Source organism: Pseudomonas sp. PDM04 (assembly GCF_014851765.1).
Lineage (GTDB): Bacteria > Pseudomonadota > Gammaproteobacteria > Pseudomonadales > Pseudomonadaceae > Aquipseudomonas.
On the sequence record NZ_JACVAI010000003.1, the window covers coordinates 521,703 to 539,411 of the forward strand.

Below are 17,709 nucleotides of genomic sequence, written 5' to 3' on the forward strand. Positions count from 1 at the left end.
GTTATCGAACCGGAGAAATTGGGGCAGTAGGAGGCTTCTGGAGTGAAGTGAGGAATTGTCGCTGCTTCACAGGATGGCTACGCAATGTGCGAGCCACCGGTCTTTCTTGCAAATGTGAGAGCATCGCTACGGCGCCTGACATCGTAGAGAATTTGGTCTCGAAGACTGTTCCAGTTATGGTCAGACACGTCACGCATCGCGAGCAACTTCAATCAACTGGATGATGACCCTTACCCCAAGGACCGTACCCTATGCCAACCCCTCTTTCCCTAGTCAGCGAACGCCTCAAAAACCGCCAATTCACCGTAGCCGGCAACACCCACGGAGTCTCCGGCACAGGCACAGTCTTTCATTACCAAGTCGAAGGCGACGCGATTACCAGCACCTACCAAGGCGGCCGAATCCGCACCGGCCACCAGGTTGGCCGCGTTACCGGCCCCGATACCATCGAGCTGCTTTATCACTGCATCACCACCGAGGGCGAAATCCTGGCCGGCTGGTCCCGTGGCACGGTGGGTGTCGATGGGGCAGGGCGGACGACGCTGGCGTTTGTGTGGGGATGGTTGTCGGGGGCGGAGGGTGGTGGGGAGTCGAGTTATGTTGAGGTGGTGGGGTAGAGCCACGCAGATTGACCTTTGGTACGCATGGGCAGGGTCGTTTCATGTAACTTTCTTCTTTATGCTCATAACATCGCCGAGGGTTGAAAACCCTCGGACGATACTGAGTGGCCATTACTGCTGTCCAGGATATTTCCTACAGAAAAGAATGACGAGTCTCGCAAGCGATCCTCCAGCCGTATTGCCCTAGCTCAGTGAATGTTTAGACGCCTGAAAAATCTCCATCACCCTGCGCCGCCAAGGCTTGACCGCTGGCATCCGATATTGAGTGTGATCCATCAACAGATAGGGCATATCCCGCAGCCGAATCCATCCTTCACCCTGCCAATGCAGCATGCTCAACGACATCTGCGGCCAATCCAACACACTCAACAACGGCCGATCCGGATGACCCGAAGGCTGCGCATCGCGCAAGGCCGGTACCACCTGTTGGGTTAACCATTCACGCAACAATCGATTGCCTGGAACGTAGTGATACACCAGTAGCGCATACACCCCGGACTCGCTGAGCATCAGCTGCTTTTCAGGTTGCTGGTAATACTCGATCCATAGAACGCGATGCTGATCCTTATCCAATTTGTGGACCATGCGACCATTGAGATGGACACCCATCAGGCGACCGATGTCACGAGCGCAGAACCATGGTTGGTTTTCGAGGAGTAGGGCGTGAAGAGACAGGTTGTGGCGAGTAAAAACGGTCGAGCTGGAAGGCTCGGAGATGACTGAGCGTTGCGGGATGGTGGCAGGCATATCCATTACCTCTACGTGCGAAGTTGAAGAGGGCCAGGCCCGACGTAGAGGATCTAAGAAATCCCAACAAGCGTTTTCTTCAAACAGTGCATACGTGGGCGAATGCCAGCATGCATTGTGTGTGATGAAGATAGCTTCTACGTTGGGCGTTTCTTAGGCACCTGCAAGAAGATTAGACCTGCTCGACGTGGTGCTCAATACGGAATGTGCTGCAGTTTTCGTAGGAGATCTAGCTGCCCCTTGATCACCAGTCGACTTTTTCTTACCCACAAAAAAGCCCTGATCAGATCAGGGCTTTCTATGTTCGATTTGTCGTTCAAGTCGTCAAATCGCGGCTCACTCAGGAATCAATCCCAGCTCAACGCCCCACCTGTCTGATACTCAATCACCCGAGTCTCAAAGAAGTTCTTCTCTTTCTTCAAGTCCATGATCTCGCTCATCCATGGGAACGGGTTAGTGGTGCCTGGGTACTCTTCTTTCAGGCCGATCTGCGACAGGCGACGGTTGGCGATGAACTTGAGGTAGTCCTCCATCATCGCCGCGTTCATGCCCAGCACGCCGCGAGGCATGGTGTCGCGGGCGTATTCGATTTCCAGTTGGGTGCCTTGCAGGATCATCTGCGAGGCTTCTTCCTTCATTTCGGCATCCCACAGGTGCGGGTTTTCGATTTTGATCTGGTTGATCACGTCGATGCCGAAGTTCAGGTGCATGGATTCGTCGCGCAGGATGTACTGGAACTGCTCGGCGACGCCGGTCATTTTGTTGCGGCGGCCCATGGAGAGGATCTGGGTGAAGCCGCAATAGAAGAAGATGCCTTCCAGTACGCAGTAGTAGGCGATCAGGTTGCGCAACAGCTCTTTGTCGGTTTCGACGGTGCCGGTTTCGAACTTCGGATCGGAGATGGAGCGGGTGTACTTGAGGCCCCAGGTGGCTTTTTTCGCGACCGATGGGATCTCGTGGTACATGTTGAAGATTTCACCTTCGTCCATGGCCAGCGATTCGATGCAGTACTGGTAGGCGTGGGTGTGGATTGCTTCCTCGAATGCCTGGCGCAGGATGTACTGGCGGCATTCCGGGTTGGTGATCAGGCGGTAGACGGCCAGCACCAGGTTGTTGGCGACCAGGGAGTCGGCGGTGGAGAAGAAGCCGAGGTTGCGCATGACGATGCGGCGTTCGTCGTCGGTCAGGCCTTCCGGGTTTTTCCAGAGGGCGATGTCGGCGGTCATGTTGACTTCTTGCGGCATCCAGTGGTTTGCGCAGCCGTCCAGGTATTTCTGCCAGGCCCAGTCGTACTTGAAGGGCACGAGCTGGTTGAGGTCGGCGCGGCAGTTGATCATGGCTTTTTCGTCGACGGCGACGCGTGCGGAGGCGCCTTCGAGTTCGGCCAGGCCTTCGGCGATGTCGAGGTTGTCCAGGGCGGTCTTGGCACGGACCACGGCAGGCGAGTCAGTGGCCGTTACGGCGCGGGCTTCCAGGGCGGCGGCACCGCCGGCGCTGTCGAGACGGTCCATATTGGCTTCGGTGGGGTGGCCGGCGTTAGCGCTCTTTGCCACGACTTCCGTGTCTTCTTTGTCGAATTCGTCCCAGCTCAGCATGACGTGTCGTCTCCTGCGTGAGGGCCAGAGTGCCCGTGTGAAATTGGATGGTCTGTTTTTTCACACGGCCTTGTTGGCCGCGTTGATAGCGTTTTTTGCAGCGGTACACGCAGGCAAATAAACATGAATTAGTACCGGGTTCCGAGAGCCACTGACGGGCGCAGAAATCGTTGAGGACTTCGGCGTGGGCTTCAGACTGGCAGTCCTCCCTGTAAGGGAATATTGCAGGCCGGGTTTAGGCGGCATTATAGGGAAATTTTTGCGGCCGTGGTGGGGCGAATCCGCGCACGAAGCGCTCGAGCAGGAGGGTTTTTCGGTCGGAGCGAGGGTTTACAGGGCTTTGGCCGCAGATGGCGGGCGCAGATTTTTTTTGATTAATTTTTCCGGTCGGTTTTTTTTGTTCAAAAAATAGGCAAAAAACCGGTTTTTTACTACATCTTGTGTTTTGAATCGGTTTTTGGCCGGCCTGGACACAACTAAGCCCGACCGAAGTCGGGCTGTGAAATCATGCCGGACGATCAGCTAAGGCGAGCGGCGCCCACATGATCCGAACCATCGGCAGCCAGCTTGGAAGCACCAACGTGATCAGCACCATCGGCAGCCAGCTTGGACGCGCCAACGTGATCAGCGCCATCGGCAGCCAGCTTGGAAGTACCAACGTGATCAGCGCCATCGGCAGCCAGCTTGGACGCGCCAACGTGGTCAGCGCCATCGGCAGCCAGTTTGGACGCACCGACGTGATCAGCGCCATCGGCAGCCAGCTTGGACGCGCCAACGTGGTCAGCGCCATCGGCAGCCAGTTTGGACGCACCGACGTGGTCGGCACCATCGGCGGCGAAGGAGGCCGATGCGGTGGAGAAGGCAGCCGAACCCGTGCGGTCGTAACCGTCAGCGGCGAAGGTGTTGGCGGCCAGTACGGAAAGGGTCAGGGCGATAATCAGTTGAGTTTTCATGGTGGTTGCTCCAGTTCGCAGTCGTTGTATGTCTTGGTGTGGAATTCATACTACGCCGACTAATTTGATTAAAAAGCGCAAATAAATGCTTAAATCAATCGTATAATTCGATCTATACGGTTCGGCGCTTCATCGGCCTGGACATCGAGGCGAATGGGTCGAACCGTTTAGAAAGAAGAGGGGCGGTGATCAGCCGTTGGAGCAGCCGTTGCCCATGACGCTGTAGCGCAGGATATGGCGTTGGCCTTTGGAGTCGTCGTATTCCATTTTCATGGGAACCACTTCGCAGACATTGGGCACTTCACTCATCGATACAACTTTGGCGATGTCCAGGTGTGTGGAGTAAGTGTATTCCTCGATAACCGGTTGTTGCTGTGCGACATCAGTCGGGACCTCGTCTGCCATGGCGGTTGCGCACAGGCTGGAGAGGGCCAGAACTAATAAAGCTTTCATTTCGTTTTTACCTTTTAGAGGTCGAGTGGGGTCACGCAACCTTTTTGGGGTTGCGTGTGGAACTTGATTACCGGAGTTTTGATTAACGGCCTTCGTGGGGGCTGCAACTGTGTTAATCAGGTTTGCCTTGTTGGCGGAGCGAATTCTAGGCGTGGGGTGGGGATTCATATAGGCCGGGTTTTGATAAACACCTTTGGCAGATTTTGTAACAATCGCTGACCCGGGTGCTTTGGGTGCTCTGATTTTTTGTGGTAGCGGGCTTGCTCGCGATAGCGGTTTATCTGTGAATGCTTCGGTGACTGACAGACCGCAATCGCGAGCAGGTTCGCTCCCACAGGGGGAGGGCGGAGATGGTCAGAAGCTTGTCACGACGTTTTGTAGGGGATTGTTACTACCATCGTCGAATGGTTCTATGGTGCTGGCCCGGCTAAAACTGGTGCCATACAAAAACAACTATTCCACCGAGGTAAGAAAGATGAGTGCGGCTTCTCTGTATCCCGTTCGTCCCGAGGTTGCGGCCAACACGCTGACCGACGAGGCAACCTACAAAGCCATGTACCAGCAGTCGGTCGTCAACCCTGACGGTTTCTGGCGCGAGCAAGCCAAGCGCCTCGACTGGATCAAGCCTTTCACCACGGTGAAACAGACGTCGTTCGACGATCACCATGTCGACATCAAGTGGTTCGCCGACGGCACCCTGAACGTTTCCTACAACTGCCTCGACCGCCATCTGGCCGAGCGCGGCGACCAAGTCGCGATCATCTGGGAAGGCGACGATCCTTCCGAAAGCCGCAACATTACCTACCGCGAACTGCACGAGCAGGTCTGCAAGCTCGCCAACGCCCTGCGTGGCCAGGACGTGCACCGTGGCGACGTGGTCACGATCTACATGCCGATGATCCCCGAGGCCGTGGTCGCCATGCTGGCCTGCGCCCGCATCGGTGCGATTCACTCGGTGGTCTTCGGTGGTTTCTCGCCGGAAGCCCTGGCCGGCCGCATCATCGACTGCAAGTCGAAAGTGGTGATCACCGCCGACGAAGGCATCCGCGCCGGCAAGAAGGTGTCGCTCAAGGCCAACGTCGACGATGCCCTGACCAACCCGGAAACCAGCAGCATCCAGAAGGTCATCGTGTGCAAGCGCACCGGTGGCGACATCAAGTGGAACCAGCACCGCGACATCTGGTACGAAGACCTGATGAAAGTGGCGGGCACCGTGTGCGCGCCAAAAGAGATGGGCGCCGAAGAAGCGCTGTTCATCCTTTACACTTCCGGTTCCACCGGCAAGCCCAAGGGCGTGCAGCACACCACCGCCGGTTACCTGCTGTACGCGGCCATGACCCATGAGCGCGTGTTCGACTACCGCCCGGGCGAAATCTACTGGTGCACCGCCGACGTCGGCTGGGTCACCGGTCACTCCTACATTGTCTACGGGCCGCTGGCCAACGGCGCGACCACGCTGCTGTTCGAAGGCGTGCCGAACTACCCGGACATCACCCGGGTGGCGAAGATCGTCGACAAGCACAAGGTCAACATCCTCTACACCGCACCGACCGCGATCCGCGCCATGATGGCGTCCGGCACCGCAGCGGTCGAAGGGGCGGACGGCAGCAGCCTGCGCCTGTTGGGTTCGGTCGGCGAGCCGATCAACCCTGAAGCCTGGGACTGGTACTACAAGAATGTCGGCAAGTCCCGTTGCCCGATCGTCGACACCTGGTGGCAGACCGAAACCGGCGGCAACATGATGAGCCCGCTGCCAGGCGCTCATGCCCTCAAGCCGGGTTCGGCGGCGCGCCCGTTCTTCGGTGTGGTGCCGGCGCTGGTCGACAACCTGGGCAACATCATCGAAGGCGAGGCCGAGGGCAACCTGGTGATTCTCGATTCGTGGCCAGGCCAGGCGCGTACGCTGTACGGCGACCATGACCGCTTCGTCGACACTTACTTCAAGACCTTCCGTGGCATGTACTTCACCGGTGACGGTGCGCGTCGCGATGCCGACGGTTACTACTGGATTACCGGGCGTGTGGATGACGTGCTCAACGTGTCCGGCCACCGCATGGGCACCGCCGAGATCGAGAGCGCGATGGTGGCGCACCCGAAAGTCGCCGAGGCCGCCGTGGTCGGTGTGCCGCACGACATCAAGGGCCAGGGCATCTATGTCTACGTCACCCTCAATGGCGGCGAAGAGCCGAGCGAGCAATTGCGCGTCGAGCTGAAGAACTGGGTGCGCAAGGAGATCGGCCCGATTGCTTCACCGGACGTGATCCAGTGGGCGCCGGGGCTGCCGAAGACCCGTTCGGGCAAGATCATGCGCCGGATTCTGCGCAAGATTGCCACGGCCGAGTACGATGGCTTGGGCGATATCTCGACCCTGGCCGATCCGAGCGTGGTTGCGCATCTGATTGATACGCACAAGACGATGAATGTGGCGTAAGCGCCGGTTCTGAGTCAGTGAAAAGCCCTGTCCGGTGCTGCCGGACAGGGTTTTTTTGTCTGGAGGTTTTCTGTTGGCTGGGTGGGCCTCATCGCGAGCGGGCTCGCTCCGACCATGGACGCCGCCATTCTGTGGGAGCGAGCCTGCTCGCGATGGCGGTCGCCCAAACACCCCATGACCCCCGGCCAATAATTATCGACATCCCCTGTCATCCAATTCCCACTGTTACCCGTCACTCTTCAAGTAACTGAATGTGTAACCACCCGCACCGACCCGGGGCATCCAGAAACGTCCATGCCCCAATCAGGGCCACAAAATCCGCTGAAAAAAATAACACCCCACGCTGTGCTTGCCGGATTAGAAGGCTTTGCCAATAATAGGCCCGCAATTTGCAGCATAGATCGGTTCACTGTCTTTTGCTCTTGCATGAATTTGCAGGGCTGTCAACGTGTCCGGGCGGCTTTCTCGTGGCATCTGTAACTAGTTGTCGCATTGAAGAAATATCGACCTCGGGCCTGTCGTTAGAATGCCGATCACTCGCTCGTCGTTGCCCGTGTTGAAAATCCCGCGGGCTTCCTAGGACGTAGCAACACATTTCCGGTCCCACTCATTCGCATATTGGGCTGTCGCTCACTCTGCCGTTTTAGCCCTTTACCGATGGAGTCCCAAGATGAAGAAACTCGTGCTGCTTGGCGCCCTGGCACTGTCCGTGCTGTCCCTGCCCACCTTCGCCGATGACAAGCCTGTGAAAATCGGTATCGAAGCGGCCTACCCTCCGTTCGCCTCGAAAGCGCCGGACGGCAGCATCGTCGGTTTCGACTACGACATCGGCAACGCCCTGTGCGAAGAGATGAAGGTCAAGTGCGTGTGGGTCGAGCAAGAGTTCGACGGCCTGATCCCGGCGCTTAAAGTGCGCAAGATCGACGCGATCCTGTCGTCGATGTCGATCACCGAAGATCGCAAGAAGTCCGTGGACTTCACCAACAAGTACTACAACACCCCGGCTCGCCTGGTCATGAAGGAAGGCACCCAGGTCAGCGACGGCCTGACCGAGCTCAAGGGCAAGAACATCGGCGTGCAGCGTGGTTCGATCCACGAGCGTTTCGCCCGCGAAGTCCTGGCCCCGCTGGGTGCCGAGATCAAGCCTTACGGCTCGCAGAACGAAATCTACCTGGACGTGACGGCCGGTCGCCTCGACGGCACCGTGGCAGACGCTACGCTGCTTAATGACGGTTTCCTGAAAACCGACGCCGGCAAGGGCTTCGCGTTCGTTGGCCCGGCCTTCACCGACGTCAAGTACTTCGGCGACGGCGTGGGTATCGCGGTGCGCAAGGGTGATGCGCTCAAGGACAAGATCAACAGCGCCATCGTGGCCATCCGTGAAAACGGCAAATACAAGCAAATCCAGGACAAGTACTTCGCCTTCGATATCTACGGCAAGTAACACGTCCCGGCGACAAGTCCGAAATGGCGCAAGCAACAGGATCTCTGCGGTTTGCGCCATTTTTTCATCCCAACATTCGAGGACCTGAATCATGTTGAAAGGCTACGGGGCTGTCATCCTCGATGGCGCATGGCTGACGCTTCAGCTCGCCTTGTCGTCCATGGCGCTGGCCATTGTCCTGGGGCTGATCGGCGTGGCGCTGCGTCTGTCGCCGGTGCGCTGGCTGGCGTGGCTGGGCGACCTGTATTCCACGGTGATTCGCGGGATTCCCGACCTGGTGCTGATCCTGCTGATTTTCTACGGTGGCCAGGACCTGCTCAACCGTGTGGCACCGATGCTCGGCTACGACGACTACATCGACCTCAACCCGCTGGCCGCCGGTATCGGCACACTGGGCTTCATCTTCGGTGCGTACCTGTCGGAAACCTTCCGTGGCGCCTTCATGGCGATCCCCAAGGGGCAGGCCGAAGCTGGCATGGCCTACGGCATGAGCAGTTTCCAGGTGTTCTTCCGGGTGATGGTGCCGCAGATGATTCGCCTGGCGATTCCGGGCTTCACCAACAACTGGCTGGTATTGACCAAGGCCACCGCGCTGATTTCGGTGGTGGGCCTGCAGGACATGATGTTCAAGGCCAAGCAGGCGGCGGATGCCACCCGCGAGCCTTTCACCTTCTTCCTCGCAGTGGCGGCGATGTACCTGGTGATCACCAGCGTCTCGTTGCTGGCATTGCGTCACCTCGAGAAGCGCTACTCGGTAGGCGTAAGGGCGGCTGAGCTATGATCTTCGACTACAACGTCATCTGGGAGGCCTTGCCGCTGTACTTCAGCGGTTTGCTGACCACCCTCAAACTGCTCGCGCTGTCGTTGTTCTTCGGCCTGCTGTGCGCGCTGCCCCTGGGCCTGATGCGCGTCTCGAAGAACGCGGTGGTCAACGGCGCCGCCTGGCTCTACACCTACGTGATCCGTGGCACGCCGATGCTGGTGCAGCTGTTCCTGATCTACTACGGCCTGGCGCAATTCGAAGCGGTGCGCGAAAGCTTCCTCTGGCCGTGGCTGTCCAGCGCCACGTTCTGTGCCTGCCTGGCGTTTGCCATCAACACCAGCGCCTACACCGCGGAAATCATCGCCGGCAGCCTGCGCGCCACGCCGAACGGCGAGATCGAGGCGGCCAAGGCCATGGGCATGTCGCGCTTCAAGATGTACAAGCGCATCCTGTTGCCATCGGCCCTGCGCCGGGCGCTGCCGCAGTACAGCAACGAAGTGATCATGATGTTGCAGACCACCAGCCTGGCCTCCATCGTGACCCTGATCGACATCACCGGCGCCGCGCGCACGGTCAACGCCCAGTTCTACCTGCCGTTCGAGGCGTACATCACGGCGGGCGTGTTCTACCTGTGCCTGACCTTCATCCTGGTGAAGCTGTTCAAACTGGCCGAGCGCCGCTGGCTGGGCTACCTGGCCCCGCGGAAGCACTGATATGGAACGTATCGATCATTCCCTGCCATGGAGCCACCTGGGCAGCGAGCGGCAGATCTCGGTGTTCAGCTTTGGGAATAGAGAGTGCAGTGGCGAGCGCAAGGCCTACATTCAGGCCAGCCTGCACGCCGATGAACTGCCGGGTATGCGCACCGCCTGGGAGCTGAAAAAGCGCCTGGGCGAACTCGAAGCCCAGGGCCTGCTCAACGGCGTCATCGAACTGGTGCCGGTGGCCAACCCACTGGGCCTGGGTCAACTGTTGCAGGGCAATCATCAAGGGCGTTTCGAGGCGGGCAGCGGCAAGAACTTCAACCGTGATTTCGTCGAACTCAGCGCGCCCGTCGCCGCACAACTCGCCGGGCACCTGGGCGACGACCCGCACGCCAACATCCGCCTGATCCGCCAGGCCATGAGCGATCACCTGGCGGCGTTGCCTGCCGCCGCGAGCCAGCTGCAAGGCATGCAGCGCATCCTGCTCAGTCATGCCTGCACGGCGGACGTGGTGCTGGACCTGCATTGCGATGCCGAAGCGGCGCTGCACATGTACGCCTTGCCGCAACACTGGCCGCAGTGGCGTTCGCTGGCCGCGCACCTGAACGTCAAGGTCGGCCTGCTGGCCGAGGATTCCGGTGGCAGCTCGTTCGATGAAGCCTGTTCGCTGCCATGGCTGCGCCTGTCGCGGCTGTTCCCCGACGCGCAGATTCCCCTGGCGTGCCTGGCGACGACCGTCGAGCTGGGTGGCCAGGCCGACACCGCTCGCGACGATGCCGAGGCCTATGCCGAAGGCATCCTGGCGTTCCTCGCCGAACAGGGGCTGATCGGCGGCGAATGGCCAAGACCGGCGCAGGAGCCTTGTGAAGGCATGCCGTTCGAAGGCACCGAGTTGCTGTTCGCGCCGCACCCGGGCGTGGTCAGTTTCCTGCGCAGGCCCGGCGAGTGGATCGAAGCCGGCGACGAGATTTTCGAAGTGATCGATCCGTTATCGGATCGGGTGAGCACCGTGTGTGCGGGTACGTCCGGGGTGCTGTTTGCCATTGAACGGCTGCGTTATGCCCAACCCGGTTTCTGGCTGGCCAAGGTGGCGGGGCGCGAAGCGCTGCGTCACGGGCGCTTGCTCAACGACTGACTGACTGTTTTTGTGAGAACCGACAGCATGTACAAACTTGAAGTCCAAGACCTGCATAAACGCTATGGCAGTCACGAAGTGCTCAAGGGTGTGTCCCTGAAAGCGGCCGCCGGCGATGTGATCAGCATCATCGGCTCCAGTGGCTCCGGCAAAAGTACTTTCCTGCGCTGCATCAACCTGCTGGAGCAGCCGCACGCGGGCCGTATCCTGCTCAACAACGAAGAGTTGAAGCTGGTGGCGAACAAGGACGGCGCGATGAAGGCCGCCGATCCGAAGCAGCTGCAGCGCATGCGTTCGCGCCTGTCGATGGTGTTCCAGCATTTCAACCTGTGGTCGCACATGACCGCGCTGGAAAACATCATGGAAGCGCCGGTCCACGTACTGGGCGTGCCCAAGGCCGAAGCCCGCGAGAAAGCCGAGCACTACCTGAACAAGGTCGGCGTGGCCCATCGCAAGGACGCCTACCCGGGGCACATGTCCGGCGGCGAGCAGCAGCGCGTGGCGATTGCCCGTGCGCTGGCGATGGAACCGGAGGTGATGCTGTTCGACGAACCGACCTCGGCGCTCGACCCGGAGCTGGTCGGTGACGTGCTCAAGGTGATGCAGGCCCTGGCGCAGGAAGGCCGCACCATGGTGGTGGTGACCCACGAAATGGGCTTCGCCCGTGAAGTGTCGAACCAGTTGGTGTTCCTGCACAAAGGCGTCGTCGAGGAAAGCGGTAACCCGCGTGAAGTGCTGGTGAACCCGCAATCGGAGCGTCTGCAGCAATTCCTCTCCGGGAGCCTGAAGTAATCAGGGCTGCCTTTGTGCACCTTGATAGTGCATGCTTCGCAGCCTGAAGCCGGCCCCGGATCTGTGGGAGCGAGCCTGCTCGCGAATACGGTGTGACATCCCAAGCAGATGTCGACTGATTCATCGCTTTCGCGAGCAGGCTCGCTCCCACATTCAGATCGCTGCCCGGATCGTGACTGGTTTTGAGTTTTGTGTTCATTTACGGGCTAGCATTGGCCCATGCCTTCAACACTTGATTTCGCTTCGGATTGCCCGCCATGACTGCCCATCGAATTGGTTTCCTGATTTGGCCCAGCACTAAAGCCCTGACGCTTGCGCTGGCTGAGGAGGCCTTGCGTGTGGCCCAGCGTGTGCATCCGGAGGTGGTCTACGAACTGTCGTTCCTGCAGGCCGAAGCGCCGGGCGAAGGCGCCTGGCAATTGCCGGGCGAGGCCTGGACCGGCAAGCTCGAGAATTTCCAGAAACTGTTCCTGCTCGCCGACGAGCCACCGACTGCGATGACGCCGGCACTGAGCAGCGCGCTCAAGCAACTGGTGCGCGCCGGTTGTGTGATCGGCGGCTTGTCGGCCGGGGTCTACCCGCTGGCGCAGCTCGGTCTGCTCGACGGTTATCGCGCCGCCGTGCACTGGCGCTGGCAGGACGACTTCGCCGAACGCTTCCCCAAAGTCATCGCCACCAGCCACCTGTTCGACTGGGATCGCGATCGCCTGACCGCGTGCGGCGGCATGTCGGTGCTCGACTTGCTGCTGGCGGTGTTGGCCCGGGATCACGGCGCCGAACTGGCCGGTGCCGTGTCGGAAGAGCTGGTGGTGGAGCGCATCCGCGAAGGCGGCGAGCGTCAGCGCATTCCATTGCAGAACCGCTTGGGCTCCAGCCATCCGAAGCTCACCCAGGCGGTGCTGCTGATGGAAGCCAACATCGAAGAGCCGCTGACCACCGACGAAATCGCCCAGCACGTGTGCGTGTCCCGTCGGCAGCTGGAGCGGATCTTCAAGCAATACCTCAACCGCGTGCCGAGCCAGTATTACCTGGAACTGCGACTGAACAAGGCCCGGCAGATGTTGATGCAAACCAGCAAGTCGATCATCCAGATCGGCCTGTCCTGCGGCTTCTCTTCGGGGCCGCACTTCTCCAGCGCCTACCGCAACTTCTTCGGCGCCACCCCGCGCGAAGACCGCAACCAGCGGCGCAGCAGCAGCCCGTTCGAGCTGTCATCGGTCCCCTCCGAGCGCGGCTGACGACAAAGCAGGCCCTGCATCCCCTGTGGGAGCGAGCCGGCTCGCAAAACCCGGGGCGGCGCTGGATATCTGGCATCCCGCGTTATCGCCGTCACTCACTACTCATCCGCCTCCGATTCGTCGGACGTCGCCATTTGCACTTCGCCGCGCTGGATCACGGCTTCGATGCCGAAATCGATGCCGGTCTTTTCGTAGTGGGCGATCAGGCGCAGCAGCGTGGCTTCGCTGAACGGGTTGTTGGACAGGTGCAGGACATCCGCCTGGTCCGTCGTCATTTCCAGGATGTCGCTGGGGACATCGGTGATGGCGTTGTTGCTCAGGTCCACCCAGTCCAGTGCGGCTTTGTCGAGCAAGCCACGGGGGACTTCCCGCAAGCCTGTGTCATGCATCACCACGGTCGCGAGGCTTTGCATCTGGCTGAAGTCCGGGGTGAGTTGCAGTGGGTTGTGCGCCAGGTCGAGGTACTCGATACCCTCCATGCCCGCCAACGCGCTGGCCGATTGCGCTGACAGGGTGATCCGGCAGTTGGGCAGCGACAGTGAGTTCAACGGGCCCATCTTGAACACCGCCTCAGGCAGAGTGCCCAGGTCAAAGTCGGCCAGCTTCAGGCGTTTCAGTTTGGGGAACGCCTCGAGGAAACGCCCGATGCGTGTCGCGCCATGGTCGCTGCGCAATTCCAGCGCCGAGACATGGCTGAAATCGGCGCGCAGGGTCGGCAGCTCACCGTGAATCACCGAATCGAGCACCAGCTCATAAGTGGGTTCGAGCCGCTCATTGAATTCGTCCAGCTCCATGTCCTGACGCCAGCAGCGTTGCAGCGCCTGCATGAAGGCATCGCGGTTGAGGTGCTCGGTCAACACCTGATCGGCGGTGAAGGGTTCGCCGGACACCGGGTGCAGCGCTGGCAGGTCGGCGGTCCAGGCGGACAGGTCGTGACCCAGTTGCGCCAGCTCGGCTTCCAGCCGGGTCAGCTCGCTCAGGCTGTCGGCCCAGGTGCCGGGCAGTTCGTAGAGGAAGTCGCTGGCCTGTGCCGATTCCAGGTTCGGGTACAGCGCCATGACCCGCTGGATGTCCGCCGCCGGTGCCGACACCCCGAGATCGTAGGCGGTCTGGAAGTAATGCAGCTTGATCTGTTCCCGCGACGCTTCGGTGAGCGGGTTGTTGGACAGGAACACTCCACGCTTTTCATGCACCGGGCTGTCGAACAGACCGGGCGGCAACTGGTCGATGGCGTTGTTCATCAACATCAGGGTGTTGAGCCCGTTGTGTTGCGTGGCGCCACGGGGCAGGGCGGTCAACCCGGTGTCGCTCAAGTCGAGGTGAACCAGCCCCGGCATCGATTCGATCTCCGGCACGGCGTCAACCGCATTGCGGTTGAGATCGAGGACCTTGAGTTTGTTCATCGACGCCAGTTTTTTCCAGGCGATGCCGTCGAACTGAATCCCGCAGTCGCTGAGGATCAAGGTTTCGAGGTGCGGCATGTTCGCGATCGCGTCGGGCAGCCGGTCGAGGGTGAAACGGCGCAGTTCCAGCCGGCGCAACCCGCTGAACCGTTGCAGAAAGGCCGGGATGCCGTGCGCGGCGCGATGGCCCTCGAGGGTCAGTACCGAAACGTCGGGAAAATTGGCCGTGAGGAGGGGCAGGTCGCCCGGAATCGGCTCGCTGAACCGCAGCGTGTAGCGAAAGTCACCATCGCCTGCTTCGACGTCACGCTCGGACTGGCGTCGCCAACTGCGGCGGATTTCCTGCGCCAGCAAACGGCGATTGTTGCGCATCCCCTGCTGTTCGCTGTCACTCAGCGCCAACCCGGTGTCCGGGTCGAGGACCGGGGTGTCGTTGATCCAGCGGCTCAGATCGCGATGCAATTGATGCAGTTCACTGGCCCGCCGCGTGAGTTCCATGCGGGCGCCATCGGGATGGCTGCGCAGGCTGGCAATCACCGCGCTCAATTCCTCTTCGTCCAGCCCGCGATAGAGTTCGAGCACCCGGTTCTCCAGCGTGGGGATTGCGCTGCCATGGCGGCGCGGGTAACCCTGGGTGCCGCCGGGCAGGCGCATGGTCGACGGGTCGTAAACGGGTTTTCGCAGCGGGTGTTTGGCGAACAGCGTGCGCAGTCGCGGCTGGTTCGTCGCGACATCGACGATGCGTTTTTTCAGCGCCCGGCTGTCTTCGCCGACAAGCCCCAACGTGTCGCGTTCGGCCTGGGTCAGGGTGCCCAGGAGCACCTGGTAGAAGGTGCCGTGTCGATCCGGGTCTTCATGCAGGTGAAAGGTGTCGTCCTGCTCGTTGACCAATGTCTTGACGTCCGGCGCGTCGGTTTCGCCGAGGCTGTCCAGCACCTCGCCGGTGTGCGAATACCGGCGCACCTCGATGCGCAGGCGGGTCGGCCAGCCGGGCATGGATTCCAGGCTGTGCAGGGCCAGCCGGCGGGTGTCCACGGTTTCCATGTCGGGCAGGTAGAACCCCTCGTAGGCCCGGGCGACCCGCACCGCTTCCAGGGCCTTGTACGCCAGGTCGGTCAGGCGCCGTGGCGTGCGGCCGTGGTGCATGTCCAGGCGTTCGCTGGCGGTGGCGTTGGCCACCAGTTCCCCGGCGATGTCGGTCGGCAGCCCGCGCACGGCGCCTTGCAGCAGTTGGATGTCGCGGTCGCTGGTTTGCTCGCTGTCGCGGTAGCGCGATTCGAACAGCGACAGGCGCTGGTGCAGCGCTTGCTCACGGTCGGGGTGCTGGCGGGCGGGGTCGTCGATCAGGGCCTGGATATCGCGGTCGATCCTGAAGCGTTTGATCGTGTCGGTCAGCAGCGAAGGCGGGCGCTGGTGCTCGACGTGGACCTCGCGCAAGACGTTGTCGTGGAAGCCGCTGATGCGCAGGATCTGCTCGCGTTCGGCGTGACTGAATGACTCGACGCTGTGGCCGAGGCGACGCATCACGGTGTCTCGATCCCAGGTGATCGGGTCATCCAGCACGGTCTGCCAGGCGCCGTGGTGGTTGTGTTGCAACGGCGGCTGATAGGCCTCGGCGCGGGTCGGATGCTCGATCTGGAATTCGCCGCTATGGCTGTCCGGTTTCACCGCGTAAAGCTTGTCCTCCAGGCGCAACAGGGTCTTGCCCTGGTGTCGATACAGGCCCAGCTCATCGGGCCTGGCGCTTTTCGGCAGTTCGAGCGCCTGCTCGTAGGGCGTCAGGTCCGGCCGCCAGTAGCGGGTTTTGCCGGCGTTGCGCACCGGTTTGAACGACGAGAACAGGGCCACGGTTTGCGCGGGCAGCAAGCGACTGAACGCATTGGCCGCCATGGCGCCGCCCACGGCGAAGACCCCGAGTTGCACCGCCGTTTGCGCGATGTTGAGCAACTGGCCCAGCGCCTGGGTTTTCAAACCTTCGGCCCAGTCGATGATGCCTTCGAAGGATTCGTCGAGGACCTGATAAGCCAGGTAGGCCAGCATCAACTCGCCGAGAAACGGCACGAACGGCAGGGCCACGAACGACACCACTTCGACAATCGTGCTGGCGATTTTTCCCAGGGCGTCCCACAGCGCCCAGCGTGCGGCGCGGTCGGCGCTGGCGGTGGAGACGGCCACGGTACGCGCGTCGTTGAGGATTTTGTTCAGGTGTTGCTGGTAGAGGTGGGGCCACAGTTCAGCGTTGATCGGGTTGACCGAGAACTGCAGGTTGGGGGTGTCGATGGGCGTGTTGCGCCAACTCGGCTGCGAATCGCCGGGCTGGCGTTGATGCCAGGTGACGCGGCCCAGGCGCCGGGTGAGGTCGGCGAAGAAATGCCCGCGTTCGCCATGATCGACGAAGCGGCTGAAAAACGCCTGGTAGGCAGGAGAGCGCAGTTTGCGGGTCAGGTCGCCGATGAACGCCTGGGCGTTCTCGTAGTGTTTGAGCGGCGCCTCGGGGTCGTCGGGAATGTACGCCACTACCGGCAGGGCTCGCCGCGCGCCTTGCAGTCCGGCGGCGAACACCAGGATTCCGGTCAAGGTCGAGGCCATCATGTTCAGGCTGTGGCCGCGCAACGTGCGATTATCCGCGCGCGGGGCCTGGAGAACCTGCTCGTGGATCGCTCGATAAACATCTTCTGGCAGGTCCTTGCGCAGGTGCGCCATTTCCAGGGCGGCCCGCAGCGCGGTTTTGTGCGACTGGATGACGTAGGTTTTGATCACCTCGCTGGCCACCCGGTTGTTCAGCCCCAGGGATTCCTTGAGGTAGGCCTGGTAGCGGGCGCCGATGTCCAGCTCGCGGCACAACTGGGTAAAACGCTGAATCGGCAGTTGCCGTTTGATCGCTGGCAAGGTGTCGAACTGCCCGGTGGGCGAGGGCTCGGTGATGTAGGTCGAGTCCGGCTCGTAGGCTTCGTCGCGTGTTTCCGAGGCCTGGAAGTTGTGCAGTGCCGCGTCCAGCAGTGACACCGTCCAGGTGCGCGCGGCACCGGACGTAATCGGCAACCAGGGAATGTGCTGCGGGATGTACAGGCGCAGGAAGGTGGTCTTGACGTCCAGTTCGAGGCCGAAGCGGCTGCTCAACGCCGCCGTCAGCAGCGGCTCGGCGAAGTCCCGGGCGTTTTGCAGCCTGGCCAGCCGTGACTCCAGGCGCGTGCGCTCGATCATGTGCTGGTCGCTGGCGTTTTTCAGCGCCTGCCATTGCTCGCGGGTCGCGAGCGCGTGCCATGAGGGACGTTGCAGGTCCGCGTCGGCCAACCTGTCGCGGGTGGCCGGCGATGCCTTGAGCAGCCACGGCGGCAGGTTGTTGAATGCAGGATGAAAGTGCACGTCGGGCAAGGCCGTCCATGGGGGTTCCGGGTGATTCATTGCGCAGTCCTTAGCGGTTGATTGGG

General features: G+C 61.0%; 13 protein-coding genes. 9 read left to right on the plus strand and 4 right to left on the minus strand.

The features are described 5' to 3' along the window. Positions 1 to 251: 251 nt before the first annotated feature. The gene (locus tag IB249_RS14415; protein ID WP_192305761.1) at positions 252 to 617 is read left to right on the plus strand and encodes a hypothetical protein; all 366 of its coding nucleotides are present in this window, start codon (positions 252 to 254) and stop codon (positions 615 to 617) included. A 186-nt stretch (positions 618 to 803) separates the two neighbouring features. On the opposite strand, the gene IB249_RS14420 is transcribed toward IB249_RS14415, so the two are convergent. Both IB249_RS14420 and IB249_RS14425 read right to left on the minus strand, forming a co-directional pair. Then, the gene (locus IB249_RS14420) at positions 804 to 1,367 is read right to left on the minus strand and encodes a Bro-N domain-containing protein (RefSeq protein ID WP_192305763.1); all 564 of its coding nucleotides are present in this window, start codon (positions 1,365 to 1,367) and stop codon (positions 804 to 806) included. Between the two features lie 347 nt (positions 1,368 to 1,714). Continuing rightward, complete coding sequence (locus IB249_RS14425) at positions 1,715 to 2,962, minus strand: ribonucleotide-diphosphate reductase subunit beta (RefSeq protein WP_192305765.1); 1,248 nt, start codon at positions 2,960 to 2,962, stop codon at positions 1,715 to 1,717. Positions 2,963 to 3,504: 542 nt separating this feature from the next. On the opposite strand from IB249_RS14425, the gene IB249_RS14430 reads away from it, so the two are divergent. Then, positions 3,505 to 3,978 carry a hypothetical protein gene (locus tag IB249_RS14430; RefSeq protein WP_192305767.1) on the plus strand — a complete coding sequence of 158 codons (474 nt, stop codon included), beginning with the start codon at positions 3,505 to 3,507 and terminating at the stop codon, positions 3,976 to 3,978. 126 nt (positions 3,979 to 4,104) lie between these two features. Here the strand turns inward: IB249_RS14430 and IB249_RS14435 are convergent, their stop codons facing one another. Continuing rightward, complete coding sequence (locus IB249_RS14435; RefSeq protein ID WP_085578243.1) at positions 4,105 to 4,368, minus strand: DUF2790 domain-containing protein; 264 nt, start codon at positions 4,366 to 4,368, stop codon at positions 4,105 to 4,107. A 475-nt stretch (positions 4,369 to 4,843) separates the two neighbouring features. On the opposite strand from IB249_RS14435, the gene acs reads away from it, so the two are divergent. The 7 genes from acs to argR all read left to right on the plus strand — a co-directional run bounded on the left by acs (position 4,844) and on the right by argR (position 12,875). After that, the gene (acs, locus tag IB249_RS14440; protein ID WP_192305769.1) at positions 4,844 to 6,799 is read left to right on the plus strand and encodes an acetate--CoA ligase; all 1,956 of its coding nucleotides are present in this window, start codon (positions 4,844 to 4,846) and stop codon (positions 6,797 to 6,799) included. Positions 6,800 to 7,469: 670 nt separating this feature from the next. Next, positions 7,470 to 8,243 carry an ABC transporter substrate-binding protein gene (locus IB249_RS14445; RefSeq protein ID WP_192305771.1) on the plus strand — a complete coding sequence of 258 codons (774 nt, stop codon included), beginning with the start codon at positions 7,470 to 7,472 and terminating at the stop codon, positions 8,241 to 8,243. A gap of 91 nt (positions 8,244 to 8,334) precedes the next feature. Continuing rightward, positions 8,335 to 9,024, plus strand: coding sequence for an ABC transporter permease (locus IB249_RS14450; protein WP_192305773.1), 690 nt, complete (start codon positions 8,335 to 8,337; stop codon positions 9,022 to 9,024). Next, positions 9,021 to 9,719 (plus strand): ABC transporter permease, encoded by a 699-nt coding sequence (locus tag IB249_RS14455; protein ID WP_192305775.1) that lies wholly within the window; start codon positions 9,021 to 9,023, stop codon positions 9,717 to 9,719. Before IB249_RS14450 ends, IB249_RS14455 begins: the two co-directional genes overlap by 4 nt. Position 9,720: 1 nt before the next feature. Then, a complete protein-coding gene (locus IB249_RS14460) occupies positions 9,721 to 10,845 on the plus strand; it encodes a M14 family metallopeptidase (protein WP_192305777.1) in 1,125 nt (374 codons plus the stop codon). A gap of 27 nt (positions 10,846 to 10,872) precedes the next feature. Next, entirely contained in the window at positions 10,873 to 11,637 is a 765-nt protein-coding gene (locus IB249_RS14465) for an ABC transporter ATP-binding protein (RefSeq protein WP_192305779.1), read from the plus strand. A 257-nt stretch (positions 11,638 to 11,894) separates the two neighbouring features. After that, positions 11,895 to 12,875 (plus strand): transcriptional regulator ArgR, encoded by a 981-nt coding sequence (gene argR, locus IB249_RS14470; protein WP_192305781.1) that lies wholly within the window; start codon positions 11,895 to 11,897, stop codon positions 12,873 to 12,875. A 98-nt stretch (positions 12,876 to 12,973) separates the two neighbouring features. Here argR and IB249_RS14475 read toward each other — a convergent pair whose 3' ends face one another. Further along, positions 12,974 to 17,683 (minus strand): dermonecrotic toxin domain-containing protein, encoded by a 4,710-nt coding sequence (locus IB249_RS14475; RefSeq protein WP_192305783.1) that lies wholly within the window; start codon positions 17,681 to 17,683, stop codon positions 12,974 to 12,976. Positions 17,684 to 17,709: the final 26 nt, after the last annotated feature.